The sequence below is a fragment of the Acinetobacter sp. Root1280 genome (assembly GCF_001425285.1).
Lineage (GTDB): Bacteria > Pseudomonadota > Gammaproteobacteria > Pseudomonadales > Moraxellaceae > Acinetobacter > Acinetobacter guillouiae.
In genome coordinates, this window is the sequence record NZ_LMED01000001.1 from 1 (window position 1) to 23,663 (window position 23,663).

The window sequence follows — 23,663 nt, forward strand, 5'->3', positions numbered from 1 at the left end:
CCCTGCAATCAAATTGAACCTTAAGCCAAGTCTTTTCCCTCTATTTCGATAACGCTCTGCAAGGATTTTGAAAGTCTTTAATGCACCAAATACATGCTCAATCCCTATTCTTCTTTTATTAATTTCTCGATTATATGTTTTTAGCAAAGGATCTAATTCACAACGTTTTTTAGCCTTGCACGGTAACAGGCTATTGGGATATATAGCATAAATCCCTTGGTAACCTTTATCTGCAAGAATAAATGAATTTGGGATCTAATTCACAACGTTTTTTAGCCTTGCACGGTAACAGGCTATTGGGATATATAGCATAAATCCCTTGGTAACCTTTATCTGCAAGAATAAATGAATTTTTTGGAACTAAATGCAGATTGCGTTTGAACAGTTCAAAGTCATGTACAGCGCCTTTGCTCATACATAAACTTAGTATTTGCTGAGTTTTACAGTGAATGATCGCTTGTACCTTAAATGTGTGAGCCTTTTTCTTACCACTATAGCTTTTCTTCTGTTTTTTTAGGTCTTTGAATTGGAATTTCAGTAGCATCTACGATCACAACATTCCAGTCTATACCTTCACCTTTGGGGATATCTTTGGGTAAATTAAACAAACCTGACTGGATTAAACTATCTTCAACTTGACGAACAATTCTGGAAGCTGTTGGCTCTGATACACCATAACTTGCAGCAACATGAAATAAAGTTCGGTATTCTCTCCAATAGCTTAAGCAGAGTAATACTTGATCTTCAAGACACAGTTTCGGTGGTCTGCCTTTAGATGGAATTTGCATCTGCATTTGTTCAACCATTAAAGAAAATGTCGAACGAGATATGCCTGTATAACGCTTAAACTGAGAATCAGAAAGCTTTTTTGAATCGAGATATTTCATACACAGATTATGCTTGAAAATCTTAATTTTTGCAGGATGAATATTGAATAAAAAGATGTATGTTTTTTGATTTATGAAAGAGGTTTAATAAGAATCAGAAAGCTTTTTTGAATCGAGATATTTCATACACAGATTATGCTTGAAAATCTTAATTTTTGCAGGATGAATATTGAATAAAAAGATGTATGTTTTTTGATTTATGAAAGAGGTTTAATAGTTTGATATATAATGAAGAGTAAAATGAAGTTTTTATGGTTTATTTTAACTGGGGTCTTGATATTAGTTTGGCTTTTTTTCCCATCAATTTTTAATTGGTGGGCTATTCATATATGGAATGTTCCTGTAGATCAACTAGATGAGGTCAGTAAATTAGGCCCACTGGGAGACATATATGGAAGTTTAAATACACTAATCTCGTCTATAGCTTTGTGTGCAGTTGCTTTTTCAACATGGTTGCAAGTGACTTCACTAAAAGAAACAAGGATAGCTTATGAAAGACAATTTAAGTTAGCAGAAGATGTACATAATGAACAGATAAAAGAATCAAGAGAAGCGGTATTTGCGAACAAATTTTATTCTTTACTGAATTATAAAAAAGATAAGTTAAATAATATTGAGCTTACATTAAAAAATAATGAGAAAGTTAAAGCATATATAGTTATTATAAAACTGTCGATGATGTTTGGAAATGAATTTAGAGAAAATAATTTTAAAGAGAATTCGATTAAAGATTTAAGAGTATGTTTTTTTGAGATGTCATTAAGAATATGTAGTGATCCAATAAGCCCTATAATTTCATATTTTTATGCTTATATAGATATTATCAATTTAATAAAAAATGCAAAAATTCCTGAAGATGATAAAGATTTCTATCGAAGTGTTCTAAGTAATTCGATGTTTCAAGAAGAACAAATTGTTTTATTTTGGATAGCACCAATGTTTGCTAATTTACGTCATATTCTTATTGATAGTGAGATATTTAATATGTTCTCTGCTCAAGAGAATTATATTGAATATGCTTTAAAATATCACGATATTTCTAGCTTCAGAATTGAGGAATGGAAAAAAGTTTTCATAGAAAATAATAATACTTCAACCTGAGTTGTGTGGACTTATTTAAAGTTATATAGTTTTTGACATCTCAGAAACTTGATGTATGTATTCGTAATAATAAACTCTTAGTTACTACGTGACATATCACTTGTCATTTCTGAGATTAAATTTGAGTTTGATCTAGTGAGTTATTTCTTACAGTAAGCATGAGAAATATAACAAAAGTGGAGAATACAGTGATATAGCTAGCAATAGTTAACAGTTACAGTATTCCTTACTACAAATTCGGTTAAAGCTAGAGATTTTAAATTATCTGGTAGTTTAAAGCTCAGTTCAATAATTACTTCATATCTTTTCTAATTTTATTATAATTTATAATTTTTTATTCAAGCTATCAATGTGATAGAGTCACTTTCAATACAAAATCAAAAATTGTTGATATGACTTTCAGTTTTATATTTTTAAGAACTGTGTTGGTATAAATTACTAGGAAATATAAGAATAGAAGAAGAAAATAAGTGCAAAATTAATTTTTATTGGTATGAAATCTCAAAATGGTAGAAATTTCAAAAGAATAGTAGTTGATTTTCAGCCTGAATTTGAATTAGTATATCTATAAAATACGATATAGTGAATCGTAACTTAAGAACTAATGTCTGGATAACTGATCTTTCTGATAAGTTAAATAGTATTTGGGTGGTAGGTACGAAATTCTTTATCTGGTTATGACAAGCGATTTAGGAAAGAGGGTATATGCACAAATTTTCAAAAATTGAGCTGGTAACAAATCATTTAACTAATGCGCTAGAGGATTATCTAAAATTAAAAATGAGTTGTGATGGCGTATATACACAGACGACAAAAACAGAAGATGAAAATTATAAAATTGAAGTCGTTATTGATCCACCAAGTGATGTTTTAGAAACCTTCAAGAATATAGCACATGATATTAAAGATTATTTAGATACTATTGATTATAAAGGGAAATTTGAGTTTAAGTTTATTGTGTAGTGATATTTAGATTACATGCAATATGTAAGGTTTTCATTGAAGTAAACTTCGTATTTTTTACTCGCTTTGCATGATTTATATACCCACAAGTCTGGCTCTTTGTGGGTGTTTTTTGAATCATTTTAAAATAAATGCCAATAACTACCAAGTTTCATATCCCATTCTTTAGGTTCAATGACCATTCTTCCAGCATTAGGTGTTAAGGTTATTTCGCTGAAATAGATATTATTTTTTGATATTAGAAAATCTATTCGGCTATAACCATATTTAAGGCAGAGCGCTTGAGATAGCTCAATTAAGATATCTAGCCGAGCTGGTTTCTTTAAATATGCAGGGCTATTGTTTTTTAAATCAACTGTAAATGGTTGGAGAGTCCACGATGTATCGTAAATATTTGAATATTCATTTTTGAGGCCATCTTGTACATCTACTTCAATAAATTTGGGTTGACCTTCAAAGCAATGAACTCTACATGTGGTAATGGTTAATTTAGTCTCTTGGTCAATCAATAAATCAACATATTGCTCAGCTAGAATTGATGGCTTAATATTTTTGTAATGCCATTCTCTTTTTTTGAAATACATATTTTGCTTTAAATGATGCGCTAATTTGTTTTCAGCATTTCTTTGATCAAATTTACGCTTATCATTGCATACAATTGCACTACCACTATCATGATTACATTTCAAAACAAATCTGTCGGGCATTCGACTAAAGTCAATTTCACTGAAAGATTTATATACGCCGATCAATGGGACCAGATGAGAAGAACAAATTTTATTGCTGATCACTTCTCTTACAGCCAATTTATCAGCTAATAAGGTATGTAATGGATCTCTTTCGAAAATCATTCTTGCTGTGACTTTTTCATTAAAACTTTTAGGTTGATCAAAATTGGGAATATAACCAAGTTTATTAATAAAACGTTTGGTTAAATATTCCTTATCAGAGACAAAATATGCTCTTATAACTTTTGCAAAATAGGTGAGATTGTCAATCATTTGTCAAAACCCAATTAATGATCGTATAAGTATAAATAGCCAAAACTTAAAAAATTTTTAAAAAGCGACTGACTTTATGTATGAGTATTATAGGAATAGGCTTATTGTTCTGAATATTTCATATTTACTTTCACTTAGGGGATGATTGAAAAAGTTGATCGGGATACGTTTTAAGATTATAAAATATTATATTCAATCAATAGGTTAAATCCGTTCTTTATATGTGTGATAATGGCATATTGGGTATTAAGAGTGTTGTTTTGTCATTCAGTAAATTTAAGCTTTAGATCGCTTGGAGTACGATCCTTGGGTGATTTTGCTAAGGATTTAATCAGTCTGTTACATAAAATTTACGATACCTATATGAAGCTTTACCAAAAGGTAAAATATTTTCTTGAATCTTAATATGAATTGTGTAAAATTTAACCAGTGAAGAAGGTTGTGCTTTTCACTTTGACTTACTATTTAAGTCTTTAATAAACCCACCTATTTTTTAGGTGGGTTTATTAATTTTAGCCTAATCAATAAATGATAGATGTCTGACTTTTATCTAAAAGCATAAAAACGATTAAAAAAATGAATATTAGTATCTGTGGAGAACTGAATAGTTAAGTTTTATTTGAAGAATATTGAGGGTTTAATGTGAATTTCAGCACGTTTTTTAATAAAGATGAATGAATTCATATTCCGAATAGCTACGGTAAATTGATATTCTGCTTACTAGTTTGACCTAATAAAGTTCAAATAATGTGCTTTTTGGTCCAATAATGTGGTCTATTATTTTTTTGTTTAAAATTTATATGAAGGTATGGGTTGTTTATTTATAGATTTGATGTAAATTCAAAACAACATCTTTAAAATTAATTCTTATGAATATTTGCATAGGCGGTCCCTGGCATGGAAGTAAGTTGCTTGGAAATGATAATAAAAAGTCTTTTAAAGTAAAAGGCAAATTAGCAGATTCAACGACAAACTACTTCAAAAGAAAAATTCAGTTTAAAAACGTATTTTATATTTTTTGGGTATCTGATGAACTGATGTTATTAGATGAGAATGAAATTATTAAAAATTTTTTACTTAAAAAATTAAATATTATTGTTTAAATAAACTTCATATAAATGAAAGGCGCTAAGGCGTCTTTTTTTATATCTTTCCGTTCTGCCTTGGTACACTTGGGTTAGAGTGAAATGGTGATCATTTGCGATCATCCATGATTTTTTTATTTTAATTGTTTGATGATTTATTTTAACAAATGGTAAAAAATATATCTTAAGTTATTTAAATTGTTTGATATTTTTCATAATTTATTGTATAAAAAAGAAACAACAATAAAATGAGGGTGAAATCATGATAGACAAATCAATAAACATCGTTTTTTTCTTTTTTGTATTTATTGTTTTAACTTTACTTGTGCACCTGTTGGGAAATGTGCCAACTGGAATATGGTTTCCAAAGTAGAATTGTTTAATGGAAAAGCTCATCTTGAGATGGGCTTTTTATTTTATGGAGGGATTGATTTTGATCCAACTATTAAAATGTATGTTTGGCTTTCATCGTGTGATTGAGACACATTATTGTAAAGATGGCGAGTTGGAGGTTTGTCATCATTGCTTAAAAGTTGTTAAAAAATAATCATATAAATGAAATGACAAAGAATACATGATATTTCAATTTTTATACCCAATTCAAAGTTAAGCTGTTCATAATATTTTTTTACTTTGCGATTGTGAGTTTTGAAATGCCAATACCTAAAATGAGTGAAGCTAATGTTGATTCCAATCAAGCGCCATATTTTTCAATTGAGCAGCTTAAAAGATTTTTGAAAACACAAATTAGATTAAAAGCCGATCAGGGAGAGTTATTTGTAAGTGAATACATCACTAAAGATTTCGCTCAACATGACATAATTAATTTGGGTGAAGAATTTAAGAAAGCGGGCTACAAGGTGAGGATCAAAAATGCTGGTAAAGAAAAAATATTTTCTGTTTTTTGGAATTAAAACACTGTAAGTTTTAAGATCTCCAGAAAGAAATAACAACAACTTGATTCCACCACCTAAATGAACCAACTTTTATTTTTTGATTGGGTTTAATTTTTCAATCAAGATAAGACTCAATGATGAAAACCATTTCAATAGTCTGTCTCGTTTTATTGTGGGGATGAACCACATGTCAAAAAAAGATACATATTCACAAGATCACTATAAAACTCTGCATTTGCTGGATCGAGACTATGAATAGAAGTCAGCTATTGGTCCTGTAGAGGGAATATGGCATAGTTCTGCTATAGAGATGTAGTCAACTGAATAGCCTCTGAATTAACTGGGAGATGTTTATGTGGGTTTATGAGAGAACAAAGTGAATAATTTAGAAAATGAAGGTTTAGAACAGTAATCTCAACAAGAGCAAAAAGACTCTAGCGTATTGAATGATATCGGGAATTCGATCAATCCATTGGATGCTGTTGATCCGATCGTGGAAACAGGTCGGTTTATTGTGAATACGAGTAAAGATATTGTTTTTGACATTGCCAACAACATCGATATTGATATAAGTCTTTAAAATTACTTAGCGAGTGCACCCATCAAAAGTTGGGGCTTTAATTTATATGATTGAACTTTTTTTGTAGATGACATTCAAATCAATGATGAAAAAAATTCTCTTGGCATTTCTTTTATTGAATTCGAAATTTAGCTTTGCTGATCCAATAAAACCAACTTTTCTTGAAGAAAAATTAGATATTAAAAAGTTTAAAAAAGAGCTAGATGATAAGCATACATCTAAAATAAAAAAGTCGCTTTTTCTTGTAAAAAGAGAGCCAAAATTGGACCAGCCTAGATATAAAGCAGTTATGCTAAGAGTCGCTAAGGATAGGCAGGATAATTCTTTTAAATATATGAAAATGATCAATTATGTAGACTGTGATAAAAATAAAACTTATACATTTTTGTCATTTTATGATGAAAATGGCATTACACATGGTATTGGTTCATCTAATGACGATCTTGCAGATGATAGCCCATTAAGAAAACAAGTCTGTATCATTGAATGATGGTGAATAGTTGAAGAAGTATGCTTATTTTATGATTTAAAATTGACACATTTCACGTTATTTAGTAAAACTGTGATTGTTAATTCATTATAGTGAATAAACATACAATAATCCTTAATCAGCGCAAAATTAAGGGGAAGCCTCACAGTGATGTGAGGCTTTTTTATTCGAATGATTTATTCCAAGCGGCGTTCGAAATCATTACTGAGTAGATCTCTGTGACTTTGTTTAAAACTAATAGAAATCATGCTCAGCTTTAAAACGTTCTAGATTCCGAAGTGCATCTTGATAACGTGAGCGTACTTGACTGCTATTGCTTCGGAGGTCGGATAATTTCTTTTTATAGTCGTCGCGATCTTTGGTAGAGAGGTCTTTACTATCTAACTTTCCAAGATAGTAATCTAGGTTGTTTTGTGAGGTATTAAACTCTGAATTCGCATGATAAAAGTTATTGGCGACTTGATAATAATGACGTAAGGATTCACGTTTCTCTGCAGGGCAAACTCTAAAATTACCGCGACCTTCTAAAGCTTCATAAAAGATATTTTCAGGTTGACAGTAAGCCCCTAAACCTTTTAGGTAACCCATTTCATAAAGATTTTGACTAGGAATAATATTGGCTTTTTTACAAGAGGAATAGTATTTATCTATGTGGGATTTATTTCCAGCAGCGCCATCTTTTTCACCAACGTTAAACCAATTTGCAGTTTTACATTGTTCAACACTCATTGCAGCACAACCGGAAAGTAAAACCGTAAAAGTAGATAAAATTACTATAAGTTTCATGAAAAATTCTTCCAAACGATTTTTGAATTACTTTTAAAAAATGATTTTATCATGACAAGGTCAATAATTTCCTGATCATTAATATTGATTCACATGAAAAGTGAATCTAAATTATTAAAAATACAATAGGGTTTTTATCTTGATTCTGCAGCTATTGCCGATATCGTATTTTAACTTTGGCATATCTTCAGCTTGAGCATAATGTTTGTATCGCAGTTGATAAATATAAACCTAGGAATTCTATCTCCAAAAGAACAGAACTGCTCAATTCTTAACTTCATTTAATTTAAAAATAACGGATGGACAGCTAAATTTAATAGATTGATAATTTGTTCAGATTTTTCTAAAAATAGGATTTTTCATCTAACGCTATAAAAATATAGTGGATTAAAGCAAGACTGCAAATCCAAAACATAGACAATCATTGAGCTCAGTGCAGTGGCGATTACACAGAAATTTATCGTTACTTATTTAATTTCATAAAACTTATATACTATGATTTTATAGTTAAATTTACATTGATCTTTAAAGTGGCTTAATTCTAATGTTTGGGAAGATAGTTTTTACTGTATCGGTAGTCTTATCCATGGTTTTTTTTGTTCTAGGTTTAACGGAAGCTATTGTTGAGTTTATCGTTATTGGATGCCTTGGTTTTATCGCATCGGGCTTGGTTTTTAAACAAATGAAAATATCATTCAAGCAGAATGACGACTAATTTTGTGGTTTTAACCAAGAGTACTTTTGGCTAATTTTTATTGTCAAAAAATGCTATGCAATCATGGTGTTGGAGTTAAAAATTAATTGGATATTTTTGAACTGTAATTATTTTCACAGATTTCTTATCTACTATTTGCCTATGAAAAACAAAACAAACAAAAATTATAAAAGTTGCTAAAAGAAGAAGATCTAATTTTACCATAGTGATGTAAGCACTGAGCTAAAAAGTTCAAAAGGTTGATAGAGCCCTCATTGGAGGGCTTTTGTGTGTCAAGGTGCTGAAAAACATTAAAAAAATCACATATTATTATAATAAGATAATATTTTATTATCATTTTATGATATTTTTATGTTGTTATATAGCGTTATAAATCTATATAAATCATCTTATATTGAATAAAAGGGGCAAAAAATAATGGCTAAAATTGACTTAAATCCATTGGCTGAAATTGATGGCTTCACAGCAGCAGCACTTGTAGACTATACAAGCGGATTATCACTTGCCGCTCAAGGAACGGGGATCGATTTAGAACTTGCTGCTGCTGGAAATACGGAAGTTTTAAGAGCAAAAATTAAAACAGCAAAAGCACTAGATTTGAAAGATACGATTGATGATGTTTTGATCACACTCGGGAAGCAGTACCATTTATTACGTCCACTTGAAAAGAATAGCGATTTATTTTTATATCTGGTATTGGATCGCCAAAAATCGAACTTAGCGATGGCAAGACATGAACTTCGAATTTTTGAAAAAGAGTTAGATTTTTCTTAAAAACATCGATTGGCTATTATATTGGATACGGTGTAATAGCCATTTTAAATCATCAATACTCAAAAATAGAAAGTATATTTAGTATATAAATACAGCCCGAATATAGGTTATCTAAAGATGTTGAAACTTGAGTGAAATAGTCGACTTAAGTCTATGAATGTAAAGTTATAAATATGAATACCATAAAATAAAAAAATATCATTGAAAATCTCATAAATGTTATTAGAATTCTATTTCTAAATAAATTAAGAGATTGGGGATATGGAAAATAAAACAGCAAGATTAACTATTTTGATAGACCCGAACAAAAAGGAAGCTTTTGAGGAATTGTGCAATCGTCAGGATCTAAAGCCTTCACAAGTGGTTCGCCAACTGATTCGTGAGTATTTAGAAAAGCATGGTGTAGATTATGCGACTAAACCCACTTTACCGAAAAAGTAACATTTCATTTAACTATTTTATCAAGAAATAGGACTATGCTTTTAGGGGGAAAAGCGGGTTTTATTTCTATTGAATCAGAAAAAATTGAGTAAGATTGATCAAAAACATTGTACTAATTACTGAAGATTTTGATATTTATAAATTTTTAATGTATTTGATTCTTTAAAGCTGACCAATTTGAGCTTGATGATAGTGAGTAAAATAAGCAAAGGAGAGCTTACAAGCAGGTTGATGGCTTGTAAGCTTTCTTTTTTTGTAGAAAAAGAAAGCTATAAAAAGGACACCCAAAAATAAATTTTTGAATTCAACTTTGATAAAACTATTCCTTGAATTTGGTCTTTAAAAAACAATACTTTTCATGTATTTGAGATTAAGTGTATTTGCATAAATTTACCTCAAGTTAAAAATATATAAATGATAATTATTATTATTAGTAATTGCATTTGAGGTTTTGCTCAAATACAATACGCAACAATTCTTTCACAATTCCTCCGTAATTTAAGTTGCGTATTAACATGAATAAACAATTAAGATTCCAGACACTGTCAATTTCTATACTCACCGCAATGTCAATTTCAGCATATGCAAAAGATACTTCTGAAGATGCGACAAAGTTAAAAACAATTGTGGTGACTGCGAGTAGTCAGGCAGTAGATGTTAAAGAAGCACCAGCAAGTATTAGTGTTATTACAAGTGAAGATATCGAAAAACAACCTGTGGGTAGTCTTGGAGAATTATTAAGTAAAGTCCCCGGGGTAACGGGTGGAATTAGTCCTTCGAAGGAAGGTTCTAAGATTAAATTACGTGGTTTGCCAGACAATTACACATTGATTTTAGTTGATGGCAAACGCATCGGGTCTTCAAGAGATGTCAGTTATCGTCCAAATTTAGGTCGTCAGGATTTAAACTGGATTACACCCGACATGATTGAGAGAATTGAAGTTGTTCGTGGTCCAATGTCTTCCTTATATGGTTCAGATGCCATGGGTGGTGTAATTAATATTATTACAAAGAAAATCCCCAGTGTTTGGGGAGGTAATGTCACTTTAAATTATACTCAGCCCACAACTTCGTCTGATTTAGGTACGTCTTTACAAACAGGTGTTATGGCCGCTGGCCCATTAACTGATAGCTTAGGTCTGCGCTTGACAGCAGGGATGACAGAACGAGAGGCAGATAAAAAATATAAAGCAGGAAATGGGACCACAGGTTCTCAAGATCAAAACTACAATGCGATGTTGCACTATCAGCCAACAGATAAACAGTCACTCAGTTTTGAAGCAGGGCACAGTATTCAAAAGAATGAAAAAGGTTCTCAAATTAACGCCACAACAGGTGCTGAACAGGAGACCAGTTGGGGCGCAAATAAATTAGAACATAATACATATAGCATATCGCATGAAGCTGAATGGGAGATTGGTAAATCCAAATTAAATGCTTATTACAATGATTATGATTCGAGTATAGGTGAGGTTACGAGCAAATCAAATGAAATGATTGTTGAAGGTAGTTTAACCATGCCATTTGAGGCAATCTTTAAGCAGGTCTTAACTGTCGGAGGCCAATGGAAAAAACAAGAATTAACCAATACTGACACGATTGGCACTCTACCAGGCGGGAGTTGGGATGGACAAGGATATAATAATCCTAAGGTAGATAATAAGAGCTGGGCATTATTTCTTGAAGACAATATTTCACTGCTCGATAATTTGACATTAACAATAGGGAATCGTTTAGATCATGACGATAAATATGGTGCACATCATAGTCCACGAGGTTATTTAGTTTATAGTCCCACAGATGATTTGGTAATTAAAGGCGGGATCTCAAAAGGTTTTCGTGCACCAACAGTGAAAGAATCATCTCCTGGTGGGGCAACTGAATCTGGTGGGAATGGTTGTAATGGGCTAAGAGGTAGAACTTGGTATGATGAGAATAAACAACCACATGAATATACGGGTGGTAGTTGTTTTATGACAGGTAATCCTAACCTTAAACCAGAAGAAAGCACAAACTATGAAATTGGAGTAAATTATACTGGTTTTGGTACAGACCTAGGTTTGACGTTTTTCCATACAGATTTTAAAAATAAAATTGATTACTCCCCATTAGGTTATTATTACGGTACTTGGTTTACTCGCAATGAAAATATTCAAAAAGCGGTAACGCGTGGTATAGAAATGGTTGTAAATTTCCCGATTTTAGACAATCTAAAATGGAATAATAATGCAACGTATTTCTTAAAAGCAAAAAATGAAGATACTGGTGCAACTTTACTAACCACTTCAAAATTAACGGTAAATTCAGCTCTAAATTGGCAGCCAACAGATCCACTCAATGTAGAATTGTCCGCGCAATATTTAGGTAAGCAATATTTGACCGATAAAGGTGCTACTCCTACGATGCAAAAACCACATACGATTGTAAATCTAGCAAGTAATTATCAAGTGAATGATAAATTGACTGTACGTGGTGGTTTTACTAACCTATTTGATAAAAAGCTGTCAAATGGTGGAGATAACTATTTGGTAGAACGTCAAAAAGTATTTGTAGGCGCAACCTTTAAATTTTAATCAATCATACTGAAGTGAAAACTCACTTCAGTAATAAATCATGCGTTATGAAAACCATCTGCGAATGGTTTTTTGCTATGTATTTTTTATTTGGATGGATGGAATGCTGTGTATGAAATAGTGAAAACAATGATTTTTTAGGGTTTAGGTATTCTTCTATTCGTACCAAAATTTCCCCCAATATTTTTTGATCATTTTATAGTTTAATAAAATCAGTTGGTTATATATGTTTTAAAAAACTTTGGGTATTTTATGTTTTTTATATTTAACTTGCTGTTATCAGGGTGTTTTTTGATTTAAAATTATAGTTCACTGCCATATAGGCAGCTTAGAAATTTATCTATAAGGTTTTTACAGTCATTTGCTGGTTCACTGCCATATAGGCAGCTTAGAAATATACCGGGTGTTGAACCCATCCCAAAAAATTGTTCACTGCCATATAGGCAGCTTAGAAAATATGATTAGCGATCTTTGCCTCAGTTTTACTGTTCATTGCTATAGAAGTAGTTTAAAAATCAATAAGAGAAAAATAGATGATGTTGACTGCTAGATAAGTAGGTGATTTTATTTTGTATATTTTAAGCAGTGATCATTTTATCTGTAGAGAAAGCCACCTTAACGGTAACTTTCTCTACATCTAACTCATTGGTTTATTTTAAGCTAAATCAATGTTTAGCTAATTATAAATAGGTTTTAGAATTACCAATCGTATTTTAACCCCACTCTAAAATTAGTTGGTGCACCGTAGTAGCTATTGCCTGTTGTTAAATAATACTTTTTATCAAAAAGATTATTTATATTGAGATTGGCTGTTAATTTATTGTTTATTTTATAATGTGCCATTAAATCAACAACACTGTATTCACTCTGGGTAAATTTCTGATCTGCTGATTGAATTTCACTTTGCCAACGTATGCCTCCGCCAACGGTTATTGCTTCATTAAGATAAGGAAGTTTATAGGTTGTATAAAGTTTGGCAGTATTACTTGGAATATTAGGGTTTAAGAGCTTACCATTACGATCTCGGCTTAAATTACGGGCAAAGCTTGAGGAGATTTGCCAAGTATCTGTGAGTTTTCCTGTGGCTTCTAATTCAATACCGCGACTCTTGGTTCCAGATTCTGCTGTATATGCTTGAGATCCATCAGGTGCTAAATGTGAGTTATCAGGCTGTTCAGGAATCGCGACCGCAAAATTATCTTCTTTATTTTCATAAATTGCAGCACTTAGATTAAGTTGATTATCAAAAAAAGCGCCCTTGATTCCAAGTTCTGTACTATTTCCCTCTAATGGATCTATATAATCTCCAGTTCTTGTTTTTAGATCTTGTGGGGAAAATATATTTGTATAACTCGCATAAGCAGACCAATTAGGGGTGAGATCATAAACTAAGCCAATATAAGGGATCAGTTTATTTTCTTCTTTTCGATTGGTTATTGTAATTGTGTTTTTCTCATATTTATTGTCCTCTTTTTTTAACTTCCAATTTTCTAAACGTGACCCAAGCAACAGTGCTAAATCATCACTTAATTTAAACCGAGCTGCGGTATAAAATGATGAACTTGTATTATTTTCTTTGGTCCATCCTACGGCCGGGTTATTTGGACGTGCAGGCGTATTCCCATCCCATTCATATATATTATCAATATCTCCACTCCAACCATTAATCCACCAATTGGTAAAGTACGGCTGGCTATTCTCACTTCTGGTTAATGTTGAACCAAAGATCACATCATGGGTTTGATTAAATAAATTAAATGAGCCGTTTAAGCTAACATTAAACAAGTCTTGAATTGGTTTATAAGCCCAGTGCGTAGAATAAATCGAAACCCCACTACCAGTTTCTTTGTTGGGTGTTCCACCACTTGCATAGCCAACTAATTCGTCTGAGTCCGTAATGATACGTGCTAGTGAAGCCTTTAATTTCCAGTTATCATTAAACTGATGATTGATATCGGCAAAGAGTGAAGTGGTTGTTCGATCTGAGTAAGACCAACTGGGTGCTGCTGAATCTGATCGCGACCAGTTTGTTCGTGTCCCATCGCTATAAAAAGCAGGCAAACCGCCACGAGCTTGTCCAGTAATATAAATTTGTTGATAGCTTAAGCCTAGACTTGCTTGAGTCTTATCTGACAAATCAGTGTCAACAACCGCATAGGCCACTTTGCGTTCTTCATTAAAGCGGTCTATGTATGAGTCCGAGTTCTGATAAGCAACTACAGCACGTCCACGAAGCGTACCCGATTGATTAAGTGGTGTTGAGATATCGCCATCGAAACGGTATGAATCCCATGAGCTAAGATCTGTACTGATTGATGCTTTAAAATCTTGTAATGGTTTTTTTCGAATCATATTAATACTGGCGCTGGCGGAACCTGCACCAGTCATTAAACCTGTCGCTCCTCGTACCACTTCAATTCTATCGAAAAGCGCAGTGTCTTGGCTTTGAAAAATAGAAGAGTAGGTACTTAGGAGTTTTACACCATCAAGTAAATAGCTATCTACACTTTTACCGCGTGAGTAAATTGGTGAAGAATCAGAACCTACATTTCCAGACTGGCTAACTGTTAATCCTGCAACTTGGTTTGCAACATCGGTCAGTTGTGTAAGATTTTGATCTTGCATTCTTTGGTGGGTCATCACACTAACCGATTGCGGTGTTTCTTTTAGGCTGAGTGCCAAGCCTGTTGATGCTGTGGTGGCTTTTGCAGTATATAAACCAGAGCCTTCGGTTGTAAGGCTATTGGTATTATTGGCAGATACAGTGATGGTAGGAAGTTGTGTAGAATTTTGTTCTTGACCATCAGATGGGTTCGGTGCTGCAAATACAGATCCATGTATTAAACAAATAGATCCGCCCCAAAGTGCAGTTCGAATTGCAATTGCTAATGCATGTTTGCTTTGATGTTCCTTCATTAGATTCTCGTATGAGTCATATTCATGTACTTAGTCGTTTATGTTTTAAAAAAAGCTCATTTTTATGATTTAAATGCTGGGCATGTTGTTGGATGTAACAACAGTAGAGAACAGAAGCGAATAGAGGAGAGCAACTATTTGTATGATCAATAGATCGATGTCATGTAAGTTTGAGATGGATTTTTAAATATGTCCAATTGGATTTATATACTAGTTTTTATTTAATCTATTGTTTTATAGGTAAAAATTATTATGAATTAAAGGTTGTGTTATAAATGCTGGAGCAGGCTAAAAAAGCTTGTTTCATATCTCGTTTTACCGTGGCTTCAGAAATATTAAGTTTCTCACCGATTGCGCGGTAGGTCATACCTTCCATTTGTGATAATAAAAAGACCTGTGCTACGCGTTCGGGTAATCTTTCTAGTGTTTGATGAACTTGATACAAACTTTCTCGAATACATATTTCATGTTCTACAGATGGATAGCCATCCTGTGGTGTATGTATTAACGCATCTAAATATAAGTGTTCAACTTGTTGGTGGCGCCAATGATCAATAATTACATGTTTCGCAATTCCCAATAACCATGCTTTGGGTTCTTTAATATTTTCAAAACAGTAATTACTTTTTAATGCACGATAAAAAACCTCCTGACTAAGATCTTCAGAGTGATGATGGTTGTGAAGTTTATGTTTGAACCACAAAAGTAAAGTATTTTGATGGTCTTGATAAATATGATCAAACCATTGCTGCTTTTGTACGTTCAAATGCATAAGAGTTGCCTGTTTAAAAAGCGAACTACATGGAGTTTTGCTGGAGGAAGAAAGTGTTGAAAATAATGATAGTGATAATGATTATTAAATGCAATAATAAAGATTACAAAATGCAACATGATAATTAGCGAAGCTAACCTTTATTTATTCTTGATTATTAATGAGATGAACAATGGATATCTGTGAAATTTCACTTTAATTATTTCGCAATTGTAAATTTTGATCGTTCTGCGACTTTATGAATAAGAGTTTTTATGAGTAAGCCATCTGTAAATGTAAACCCCAAAAAAAGTTTTATTGGCCGTAAATTTAAATATTTAATTGGATTTATGCTGCTGATTATTTTCGGACTAGCAGGCTTCTATTGGAAAAAAACCTCATCCAAACCCGCAGAGGAATATAGCCAATGGAGTAAACCTGTACCCGTGCGAACTGTGCCAGTACAACGACAAGATTTACAGGTTGAAATCAAAGCAATTGGTACAGTCATTCCTACGCATATTGTGAATGTACAAAGTCAGGTTTCCGGGGTTCTACAGCAGATTTATTTTAAAGAAGGGCAAACCGTAAAAAAAGGTCAGCTCCTTGCACAAATTGATCCAGCGCCGTTTCAGGTCTCACTTGCACAGGCTGAAGGAACACGGCAGCAGAATTTAGCACAATTGCAAAATGCTGAAACAGAGTTGCAGCGTTATCAATTGCTGTTTAAACAAGATTCAATTGCAAAACAACAAGTAGAACAGCAATTGGCGCTGGTCAACCAGCTTAAAGGTCAAATACAGGCGAACAAGGCGCAAGTAGATGCTGCAAAACTACAGCTGTCTTATACTAAAATTTATGCGCCTATTGAGGGGCGGGTTGGATTTAGACAGAAAGATGCTGGTAACCTTATTCAAGCCAATGAAAGTGCTGGTTTAGTCAGTATTACTCAAGTTCATCCAATTTTTGTGCAATTTTCAGTGGCAGAAAACTATTTAGCAAATCTGCGTCAATCATTAAAAAATGGCGATAAAGTGTTGGTAACTGCTTGGGATAAAACAGAGCAAAAACAACTTGCGCTGGGGCATGTACAAGCAATAGATAATCAGATTGATATCAGTACTGGGACTTTAAAAATAAAAGCAATTTTTGCTAATCATGATGATGCTTTATTTCCAAATCAGTTTGTCAATGTGCGTTTAAATACTCAAACCATTCAAAATGCAATCAGTATCCCGAGTGATGCTGTACAACATGGTGCAAAAGGCAGCTATGTTTATATCATCAATCCGCAAAATAAAGCCGAAATTCGCATGTTAAAACTGGGGATGACCTCGAATGGTCAAATTGAAGTTTTAGACGGATTAAAGGGGAGCGAAAAAGTAGTACTTGAAGGAATTGATCGTCTTTCGGAAGGCAAAGAAGTTCAAATTGTTGTAGAGAATCAACAGCCAATTTCTACGGCCAAGCCAACTGCTGGATAAATCATGAATATTTCACGGTTCTTTATTTTACGTCCAGTCGCAACCACATTGTTGATGTTAGCACTGTTGTTGAGTGGCTTCTTGGTTTGGCGGTTGTTGCCTGTCTCTGCTTTGCCACAGGTCGATTATCCAATTATTCAAGTCTATACTTTTCAACCTGGCGCCAATCCCGATACAGTACAACGCACAATCACCGCACCACTCGAACGAGAAATGGGTAAAATTGCTGGTTTAAAGCAAATGTCTTCTAGTAGTTCAGTGGGGGCATCCGTTATTACCTTGCAGTTTGAACTGAGCGCAGAACTTGGTGTCGTTGAACAAGAAGTACAGTCAGCACTCAGTACCGCCAGCAGTAAATTACCCAATGATCTACCAGCACCACCGATTTACCGTAAAGTAAATCCTGCTGATGTTCCTGTGATTACCCTTGCCATCAGTTCAGAAACTTTACCTTTAACAACAGTCTACGACATGGTGGATACCCGAGTTGCACAAAAGCTTTCTCAGCTTTCAGGTGTCGGGATGGTCAGCCTTGCGGGGGGGCAACGCCCAGCAATACGCGTGCAAATGAATGCTACGGCACTTGCTGCCTATAAAATGAGTGCTGAGGATGTGCGTTCTGCAATTAATTCTGCCAATGCAAATCAACCCAAAGGCAGCTTTGATGGACCATATCGCACCACCATGTTGGATGCCAATGATCAGATTCGCTCGATTGCAGATTATGAAAATCTAATTTTACGTTGGAACAATGGCGCACCGATACGTCTTAGAGATGTGGCAAAAGTCATAGAAGGGAGCGAAGATCGCTATATGGCGGCTTGGGCAGACAGTCAAGCTGCAATCTTGGTTAATGTACAGCGCCAACCGAATGCCAATGTGATTCAAGTTGCAGATCAGATTAAGCAAATATTGCCTGAGCTACAAAAAAATCTGCCTGAAAATGTCAAAATTCGAGTGTTAACCGATCGAACTGAGAGTATTCGTAGCTCCATTGATGATGTGCAAAAAGAATTGGTTTTTGCCGTGTGCTTGGTGGTGATGGTGACTTTTTTATTTTTAAGAAATTTATCCGCTACGATTATTCCTAGTATTGCCGTACCACTGTCGATTATTGGTACTTTTGTCGTCATGTATTTTTTAGGCTTTTCTGTCAATAACCTGACTTTAATGGCACTCACCATTGCGACAGGTTTTGTAGTCGATGATGCAATTGTGATGTTGGAAAATATTGCACGACATCGGGAGGCAGGGGAAAGCTTATTACAAGCCGCACTTAAAGGGTCTAAAGAAATCGGCTTTACCTTAATTTCCCTGACGATTTCCCTGATTGCAGTATTAATTCCATTACTGTTTATGGGGGATGTGGTTGGGCGACTGTTCCATGAATTTGCTGTCACTTTAGCAGCAGCAATCGCAATTTCATTGGTGGTGTCGCTTACATTGACGCCAATGATGTGCGCATATTTATTAAAAAATGCCAAACATTCAACTTCTCACAGTCGCTGGAGTCTAGACCGAATTATCCAGCAATACGGTAAAGCTTTACAGTGGGTTTTTCGGCATCAAGTACTGACTCTTGCGGTGATGTTGAGTACCGTCATTTTAGCGGGTCTGCTGTATTGGATGATTCCCAAAGGCTTTTTCCCTGTACAGGACAGTGGTGTCATACAGGTGGTGACTGAAGCGCCTGATGATATTTCATTCCAAGCCATGAGTGAGCGTCAACAAACACTCGCGGGGCAGATCTTAAAAGATCCTGCTGTGGAAAGTTTGTCTTCATTTATTGGTATAGATGCCAATAATCCAAAACTAAGTAATGGACGTATTTTAATTAATCTAAAGCCGCATGCTGAAAGAGATCCTGTAGATCAAATTATGGCACGACTTAGAGGACAGTTCGCTCAAGTTGAAAGGATTCAAGGCTGGATGCAACCAGTACAAGAGCTGAGTATTGAAGATAAAATTAGTCGTACTCAATATCAACTGAGTATAAGCGCTGCTAAAACGACAGATTTAGCCGAATGGACTCCTATATTTGTTGATGCTTTACGACTACAACCTGAATTTGCACAAGTCACCAGTGAAGAGGGTGGACAAGGCTTACAAGCATTTATTGATGTCAATCGAGATGCCGCAGCACGTTTGGGTTTAAACATTGAAGATATCAGTTTAGCTTTACAAAATTTATTTGCGCAGCGCCAGATTGCAACTTTATACACGCAATCTAATCAATATCGTATTGTTTTAGAACTGGACCCAACATTCACTCAAGGTATAGATGCTTTAGGGCAAACCTATATTCATAATAAAAGTGGAGAGCCGATATTACTCAGTTCTGTTGCCAATATTGTGCAAAAACGCGTGCCTATTATTCTGCAACAGCAATCACAATTTCCAGCCAATGGGGTATCTTTTAATCTTGCATCAGGGGTCGCGCTCGGGGATGCGATCAAAGCGATTGATCGTGTACAACAGCGTCTAAATCTACCAACAGAAGTCAAAGTCAAACTGCAAGGTGCAGCTGCTGCTTATGAGAACTCGCAACAACATACGTTCTGGTTGGTGATTGCAGCAATAGTGACCATGTACATTGTGTTGGGCATTCTGTACGAAAGTTTTATTCACCCGATAACCATTCTTTCTACCTTGCCATCTGCTGCAATTGGTGCTTTGTTGGCATTGTTTATGGTCAATCGACCACTGGACATGATTGCCTTGATTGGGATCATTTTATTGATTGGTCTGGTCAAGAAAAATGGCATCATGATGGTGGATTTTGCTTTGGCTGCACAACGTAATGACGGATTGTCATCACAGCAAGCGATTTATCAAGCCGCACTGATGCGTTTTCGCCCAATTTTAATGACCACACTTGCGGCACTGGTTGGGGCAATTCCATTGATGCTTGCGTCGGGTTCAGGGGCTGAATTACGTCAGCCTCTTGGGATCGTCATGGTGGGTGGTTTGATTTTAAGTCAAGTCCTCACGTTATTTACTACACCAGTGGTTTATTTATTTTTTGATCGTCTGCAATATTCATTGCAACATACCAATTCAGATTTATCTGTAGATGATTTACCCACAGATCATGATACGACAAGGAAAGAGTTTTGACTTTTCTCTCGACCTTTATTCACCGACCAGTTGCCAGTATTTTACTGGGAATCGCAATTGTATTATTGGGTATATTGGCCTATTTTCGCTTACCTGTAGCCGCTTTACCACAGGCAGATATTCCAACGATTGTGGTGCGAGCAAGTTTACCTGGTGCAAGTCCTGAAAGTATGTCTGCCACCGTGGCGACGCCATTAGAGCGCGCCATGATGGGCGTTTCAGGGGTAAAAGCGATTAATTCTTCAAGTAATCAAAGCGCAACCCAAGTGGTTTTGCATTTTGATTTAAAGACTGACATCAATGAAGCCGCCAGAGAGGTCCAAGCTGCAATCAATGCTGCGATGTCACAGCTGCCTTCTGGAATGCCAAGCCCTCCTGAATATTTCAAGATCAATCCAAGCCAGAGTCCAATTTTTTATTTGGCACTGAGTTCAGAACATCTTTCTGCGGGCAAACTCTATGAAATTGCCAGTAATCAGCTGCAGCCAAATCTTGCGCAAATTAATGGGGTTGGGGAAGTTGTCATTGACGGGGCATCTATGCCAGCTGTGCGAATTCAACTCAATCCAAATGCCTTGATTTCACAAGGGGTGTCTTTGGAGCAAGTTCGTGAAGCGATTGTAAAAAGTAATACAGTACAAGCCTTAGGGGTAATTGAAACTGAACAGTTACGTTGGCAAGTTGAGCTTCCAAGTCGTTTAAAAAAAGCGGATGATTTTGCCAATTTGATCATACATCAAAATGGTCAGACAGTTGTCCGTTTAAAAGATGTGGCTGAAGTACAGGATTCGGTCGAAAACCGTTATGTAAGTGGTTTTCACAATGGCAAACCAGCAGTTATTATTAAAATCAGCCGTCAACCCAATGCAAATACCGTTGCCACAATTGAAAAGATCAAAGAAAAACTACCGGAGTTAAGCAGATTAATTCCAGCAGATTCACAACTGACCACAGTGATGGATGGATCGGAAATTATTCGGGCGGGCTTAAACGAGGCAAGGGATACTTTATTATTTTCCATGCTTTTGGTGATTATTGTGGTCGCACTGATGTTAGGTCGTCTGCAAAGTGCTCTTGTTCCAAGTATTGCTTTGCTGGTGACTTTGATTGGCGCATGCAGCTTGGTTTATCTTGCTGGATTTTCATTGAATAACTTGTCGATTATGGCGGTGATTGTTGCGATTGGGCTCGTGGTTGATGATGCAATTGTGGTTTTGGAAAATATTGAACGTCATATAGAACAGGGTGAACAGCCTATACAGGCTGCCTTAAATGGTATTCGAGAAGTCGGTCTGACCTTGCTGGCAATGAATTTGGCTTTGGTGGTGATCTTTATTTCCGTGCTATTTATGGGAGGTGTAATCGAACGATTGTTTAAAGAGTTTTCTTTAACACTGATTTTTATTATTATTTTATCTGTATTTGTCTCCCTAGTCCTTACGCCAAGCTTATCTGCACGCTGTTTAAAACCATTAGAGCGTTATCGACATCAGGCTTTATATCGCTATAGCCATCGCTTGATGCAGGGTTTGAATCAGCTCTATTTGCATTCATTGAAATGGATGATTAAACACGGTTATTTGGTCATTTTACTATGGGGCGGTGCAATCGCTGCTTCTGTATATGTCTATCAAACATTACCCAAACGGGTATTACCTGAGCAAGATACCGGACGGGTTGAAGCTTTTATTCGGGGGGATGATGGCTTCTCCTTTCAAATTATGCAGCCTAAAATCGCCACCTTTAGTGAAAGTGTATTAAAGGATCCCGCAGTCAAAGATGTGATTGGTACGTCTGGTGGTGCTGGCGGAATCACCAATTCTTTTCTAATGGTGAGTTTAAAACCCAAAGCAGAGCGAGATGGTAAATCTTCACATGAAATTGTAGACAGAATTAAAAAAAATGCCCCATGGCAGGCAGGTGCGATTTTTTCTGCACAAGTCAAACAGGAACTAGAATTGGATGATCCATTTTCAAGTGGAAGTGGGCAAGATTATTTGTTGTTACTGCAATCTGATGATGTTGCGTTGCTACGTCAGTGGGTGCCTAAAGTTGCTCAGGCAATGCAGAAGCTTCCAGAGTTAGAAGAAGTTGAAACCATGGGCGATGAAGGTGCTCAGCATGTGACTTTAGACATTGACCGTGAAGCAGCACGTCGTTTGGGTGTGGATATAGAAAATATTTCAAGCGTACTCAATAACTCATTTTCGCAGCGCCAAATTTCGACAATTTATGATCAAACCCAACAGTTTTATGTGGTGATGGAAGTCGATAAACACTTTACTGAACATCCTGAAGCGCTGGCAAATGTACGCATTCCAAACCAACAAGGTATTGCTGTACCTCTAAGTAATTTTGCCACATGGTCTTATGGTATTACCAATGATCGGGTTTATCGACGCAACCAATATGCCGCAATGGGGATTGGTTATGTGGTTAAACAAGGCTATAGCTATGAACAAGCGGATGCAGCTATTCGTAGTGTTTTACCCGAAGTGATGTTACCCAATGAAATTTTTATCATGACAGATAAAGATGTAGAGGCAGAAAGTTTGCAGGCTGGTTTATCGACGCCGTTACTTGTCTGTGTGGTGATCTTACTTATTTATATCGTTCTTGGGGTTACCTATGAAAGTCTAGTTCATCCATTGACGATTTTATCGACAGTACCCGCAGTGGCTTTGGGGGCTTTGTTGACTTTATGGTTATTTAATTTCCAATTCACCTTAATTGCACTCTTGGGCATGTTTTTATTGATCGGAATTGTTGTAAAAAATGCCATTCTTTTAATTGATTTTACTTTATTAGAAAGAAGAGCAGGCAAGACTGCATATCAGGCTATTTTGTCTGCCGCAGCACTCCGTTTTCGTCCAATTCTGATGACCAATACCGCAGCGTTGCTGGGTGCAATTCCACTGGCACTTAGCTGGGGAGAAGGGGCAGAGCTACGTCAGCCTTTGGGTGTTGTCATTGTGGGTGGTTTAGCCTTGGGTCAATTATTGACGTTGTATACAACACCTGTCTTGTATTTGGTGTTGGAAAAATGTGCTGAATCTTGTTTGAAATTGAAAAATAAATATGCACTTCATTGAGGTAAATAGGA

Annotated in this window: 19 protein-coding genes; 12 read left to right on the plus strand and 7 right to left on the minus strand. The window is 35.2% G+C overall.

Annotation, left to right across the window (positions count from 1 at the left end):
* From ASC84_RS23455 to ASC84_RS23010, 3 genes are all read right to left on the minus strand, one after another.
* The coding region (locus tag ASC84_RS23455) for a transposase family protein (RefSeq protein WP_201784131.1) at positions 1-255 on the minus strand (255 nt) is incomplete at its 3' end.
* Positions 227-544, minus strand: a complete 318-nt coding sequence (locus tag ASC84_RS23460) for a transposase (RefSeq protein ID WP_056510472.1) — start codon at positions 542-544, stop codon at positions 227-229. The genes ASC84_RS23460 and ASC84_RS23455, both read right to left, overlap by 29 nt.
* Entirely contained in the window at positions 492-887 is a 396-nt protein-coding gene (locus ASC84_RS23010) for a transposase family protein (RefSeq protein ID WP_056510476.1), read from the minus strand. The genes ASC84_RS23460 and ASC84_RS23010 overlap by 53 nt, the downstream gene beginning before the upstream one ends.
* Before the next feature lie 240 nt (positions 888-1,127).
* On the opposite strand from ASC84_RS23010, the gene ASC84_RS00015 reads away from it, so the two are divergent.
* Together ASC84_RS00015 and ASC84_RS00020 are read left to right on the plus strand one after the other, a co-directional pair.
* Positions 1,128-1,988, plus strand: coding sequence for a hypothetical protein (locus ASC84_RS00015; protein WP_155860306.1), 861 nt, complete (start codon positions 1,128-1,130; stop codon positions 1,986-1,988).
* A 705-nt stretch (positions 1,989-2,693) separates the two neighbouring features.
* On the plus strand, positions 2,694-2,951 hold the full coding sequence (locus ASC84_RS00020; RefSeq protein WP_056510477.1) for a hypothetical protein: 258 nt from the start codon (positions 2,694-2,696) through the stop codon (positions 2,949-2,951).
* A 122-nt stretch (positions 2,952-3,073) separates the two neighbouring features.
* Here ASC84_RS00020 and ASC84_RS00025 read toward each other — a convergent pair whose 3' ends face one another.
* Positions 3,074-3,952 carry an ATP-grasp fold amidoligase family protein gene (locus ASC84_RS00025; RefSeq protein WP_056510479.1) on the minus strand — a complete coding sequence of 293 codons (879 nt, stop codon included), beginning with the start codon at positions 3,950-3,952 and terminating at the stop codon, positions 3,074-3,076.
* Between the two features lie 908 nt (positions 3,953-4,860).
* Between ASC84_RS00025 and ASC84_RS00030 the strand changes: the two genes are divergently transcribed.
* From ASC84_RS00030 to ASC84_RS00040, 4 genes are all read left to right on the plus strand, one after another.
* Complete coding sequence (locus tag ASC84_RS00030; protein WP_227515065.1) at positions 4,861-5,055, plus strand: hypothetical protein; 195 nt, start codon at positions 4,861-4,863, stop codon at positions 5,053-5,055.
* A gap of 635 nt (positions 5,056-5,690) precedes the next feature.
* Positions 5,691-5,951, plus strand: coding sequence for a hypothetical protein (locus tag ASC84_RS00035; protein ID WP_056510484.1), 261 nt, complete (start codon positions 5,691-5,693; stop codon positions 5,949-5,951).
* Between the two features lie 424 nt (positions 5,952-6,375).
* Positions 6,376-6,513, plus strand: coding sequence for a hypothetical protein (locus ASC84_RS22060; RefSeq protein WP_227515066.1), 138 nt, complete (start codon positions 6,376-6,378; stop codon positions 6,511-6,513).
* Between the two features lie 82 nt (positions 6,514-6,595).
* The gene (locus ASC84_RS00040; RefSeq protein WP_056511845.1) at positions 6,596-7,003 is read left to right on the plus strand and encodes a hypothetical protein; all 408 of its coding nucleotides are present in this window, start codon (positions 6,596-6,598) and stop codon (positions 7,001-7,003) included.
* A 234-nt stretch (positions 7,004-7,237) separates the two neighbouring features.
* Here ASC84_RS00040 and ASC84_RS00045 read toward each other — a convergent pair whose 3' ends face one another.
* Positions 7,238-7,789 carry a DUF2799 domain-containing protein gene (locus tag ASC84_RS00045; protein WP_056510487.1) on the minus strand — a complete coding sequence of 184 codons (552 nt, stop codon included), beginning with the start codon at positions 7,787-7,789 and terminating at the stop codon, positions 7,238-7,240.
* Between the two features lie 1,132 nt (positions 7,790-8,921).
* Here ASC84_RS00045 and ASC84_RS00050 point away from each other — a divergent pair.
* The 3 genes from ASC84_RS00050 to ASC84_RS00060 all read left to right on the plus strand — a co-directional run bounded on the left by ASC84_RS00050 (position 8,922) and on the right by ASC84_RS00060 (position 12,292).
* Positions 8,922-9,278: a hypothetical protein gene (locus ASC84_RS00050; protein ID WP_004721210.1), complete on the plus strand. Its 357-nt coding sequence runs from the start codon at positions 8,922-8,924 to the stop codon at positions 9,276-9,278.
* 261 nt (positions 9,279-9,539) lie between these two features.
* The gene (locus ASC84_RS00055) at positions 9,540-9,719 is read left to right on the plus strand and encodes a ribbon-helix-helix protein, CopG family (protein WP_004721206.1); all 180 of its coding nucleotides are present in this window, start codon (positions 9,540-9,542) and stop codon (positions 9,717-9,719) included.
* Positions 9,720-10,234: 515 nt separating this feature from the next.
* A complete protein-coding gene (locus ASC84_RS00060; RefSeq protein WP_056510488.1) occupies positions 10,235-12,292 on the plus strand; it encodes a TonB-dependent receptor in 2,058 nt (685 codons plus the stop codon).
* 699 nt (positions 12,293-12,991) lie between these two features.
* On the opposite strand, the gene ASC84_RS00065 is transcribed toward ASC84_RS00060, so the two are convergent.
* Together ASC84_RS00065 and ASC84_RS00070 are read right to left on the minus strand one after the other, a co-directional pair.
* The gene (locus ASC84_RS00065) at positions 12,992-15,208 is read right to left on the minus strand and encodes a TonB-dependent siderophore receptor (protein ID WP_056510489.1); all 2,217 of its coding nucleotides are present in this window, start codon (positions 15,206-15,208) and stop codon (positions 12,992-12,994) included.
* A gap of 250 nt (positions 15,209-15,458) precedes the next feature.
* Positions 15,459-15,980 carry an RNA polymerase sigma factor gene (locus ASC84_RS00070; protein ID WP_004721201.1) on the minus strand — a complete coding sequence of 174 codons (522 nt, stop codon included), beginning with the start codon at positions 15,978-15,980 and terminating at the stop codon, positions 15,459-15,461.
* 254 nt (positions 15,981-16,234) lie between these two features.
* Here ASC84_RS00070 and ASC84_RS00075 point away from each other — a divergent pair, with 254 nt between their 5' ends.
* From ASC84_RS00075 to ASC84_RS00085, 3 genes are read left to right on the plus strand one after another with little or no spacing between them, the layout of a single operon-like run.
* The gene (locus tag ASC84_RS00075) at positions 16,235-17,443 is read left to right on the plus strand and encodes an efflux RND transporter periplasmic adaptor subunit (RefSeq protein WP_056510492.1); all 1,209 of its coding nucleotides are present in this window, start codon (positions 16,235-16,237) and stop codon (positions 17,441-17,443) included.
* A 3-nt stretch (positions 17,444-17,446) separates the two neighbouring features.
* Positions 17,447-20,560 (plus strand): multidrug efflux RND transporter permease subunit, encoded by a 3,114-nt coding sequence (locus ASC84_RS00080; protein ID WP_056510495.1) that lies wholly within the window; start codon positions 17,447-17,449, stop codon positions 20,558-20,560.
* Positions 20,557-23,652 (plus strand): efflux RND transporter permease subunit, encoded by a 3,096-nt coding sequence (locus ASC84_RS00085; protein WP_056510498.1) that lies wholly within the window; start codon positions 20,557-20,559, stop codon positions 23,650-23,652. Before ASC84_RS00080 ends, ASC84_RS00085 begins: the two co-directional genes overlap by 4 nt.
* Positions 23,653-23,663 lie beyond the last annotated feature (11 nt).

What these genes read in the sequence shown, in the direction of transcription:
- ASC84_RS23460 (WP_056510472.1), bottom strand. Translation starts at nt 544, where the DNA reads ATGCTACTGAAATTCCAATTCAAAGACCTAAAAAAACAGAAGAAAAGC.
- ASC84_RS23010 (WP_056510476.1), bottom strand. Translation starts at nt 887, where the DNA reads ATGAAATATCTCGATTCAAAAAAGCTTTCTGATTCTCAGTTTAAGCGT.
- ASC84_RS00015 (WP_155860306.1), top strand. Translation starts at nt 1,128, where the DNA reads ATGAAGTTTTTATGGTTTATTTTAACTGGGGTCTTGATATTAGTTTGG.
- ASC84_RS00020 (WP_056510477.1), top strand. Translation starts at nt 2,694, where the DNA reads ATGCACAAATTTTCAAAAATTGAGCTGGTAACAAATCATTTAACTAAT.
- ASC84_RS00025 (WP_056510479.1), bottom strand. Translation starts at nt 3,952, where the DNA reads ATGATTGACAATCTCACCTATTTTGCAAAAGTTATAAGAGCATATTTT.
- ASC84_RS00035 (WP_056510484.1), top strand. Translation starts at nt 5,691, where the DNA reads ATGCCAATACCTAAAATGAGTGAAGCTAATGTTGATTCCAATCAAGCG.
- ASC84_RS00040 (WP_056511845.1), top strand. Translation starts at nt 6,596, where the DNA reads ATGATGAAAAAAATTCTCTTGGCATTTCTTTTATTGAATTCGAAATTT.
- ASC84_RS00045 (WP_056510487.1), bottom strand. Translation starts at nt 7,789, where the DNA reads ATGAAACTTATAGTAATTTTATCTACTTTTACGGTTTTACTTTCCGGT.
- ASC84_RS00050 (WP_004721210.1), top strand. Translation starts at nt 8,922, where the DNA reads ATGGCTAAAATTGACTTAAATCCATTGGCTGAAATTGATGGCTTCACA.
- ASC84_RS00055 (WP_004721206.1), top strand. Translation starts at nt 9,540, where the DNA reads ATGGAAAATAAAACAGCAAGATTAACTATTTTGATAGACCCGAACAAA.
- ASC84_RS00060 (WP_056510488.1), top strand. Translation starts at nt 10,235, where the DNA reads ATGAATAAACAATTAAGATTCCAGACACTGTCAATTTCTATACTCACC.
- ASC84_RS00065 (WP_056510489.1), bottom strand. Translation starts at nt 15,208, where the DNA reads ATGAAGGAACATCAAAGCAAACATGCATTAGCAATTGCAATTCGAACT.
- ASC84_RS00070 (WP_004721201.1), bottom strand. Translation starts at nt 15,980, where the DNA reads ATGCATTTGAACGTACAAAAGCAGCAATGGTTTGATCATATTTATCAA.
- ASC84_RS00075 (WP_056510492.1), top strand. Translation starts at nt 16,235, where the DNA reads ATGAGTAAGCCATCTGTAAATGTAAACCCCAAAAAAAGTTTTATTGGC.
- ASC84_RS00080 (WP_056510495.1), top strand. Translation starts at nt 17,447, where the DNA reads ATGAATATTTCACGGTTCTTTATTTTACGTCCAGTCGCAACCACATTG.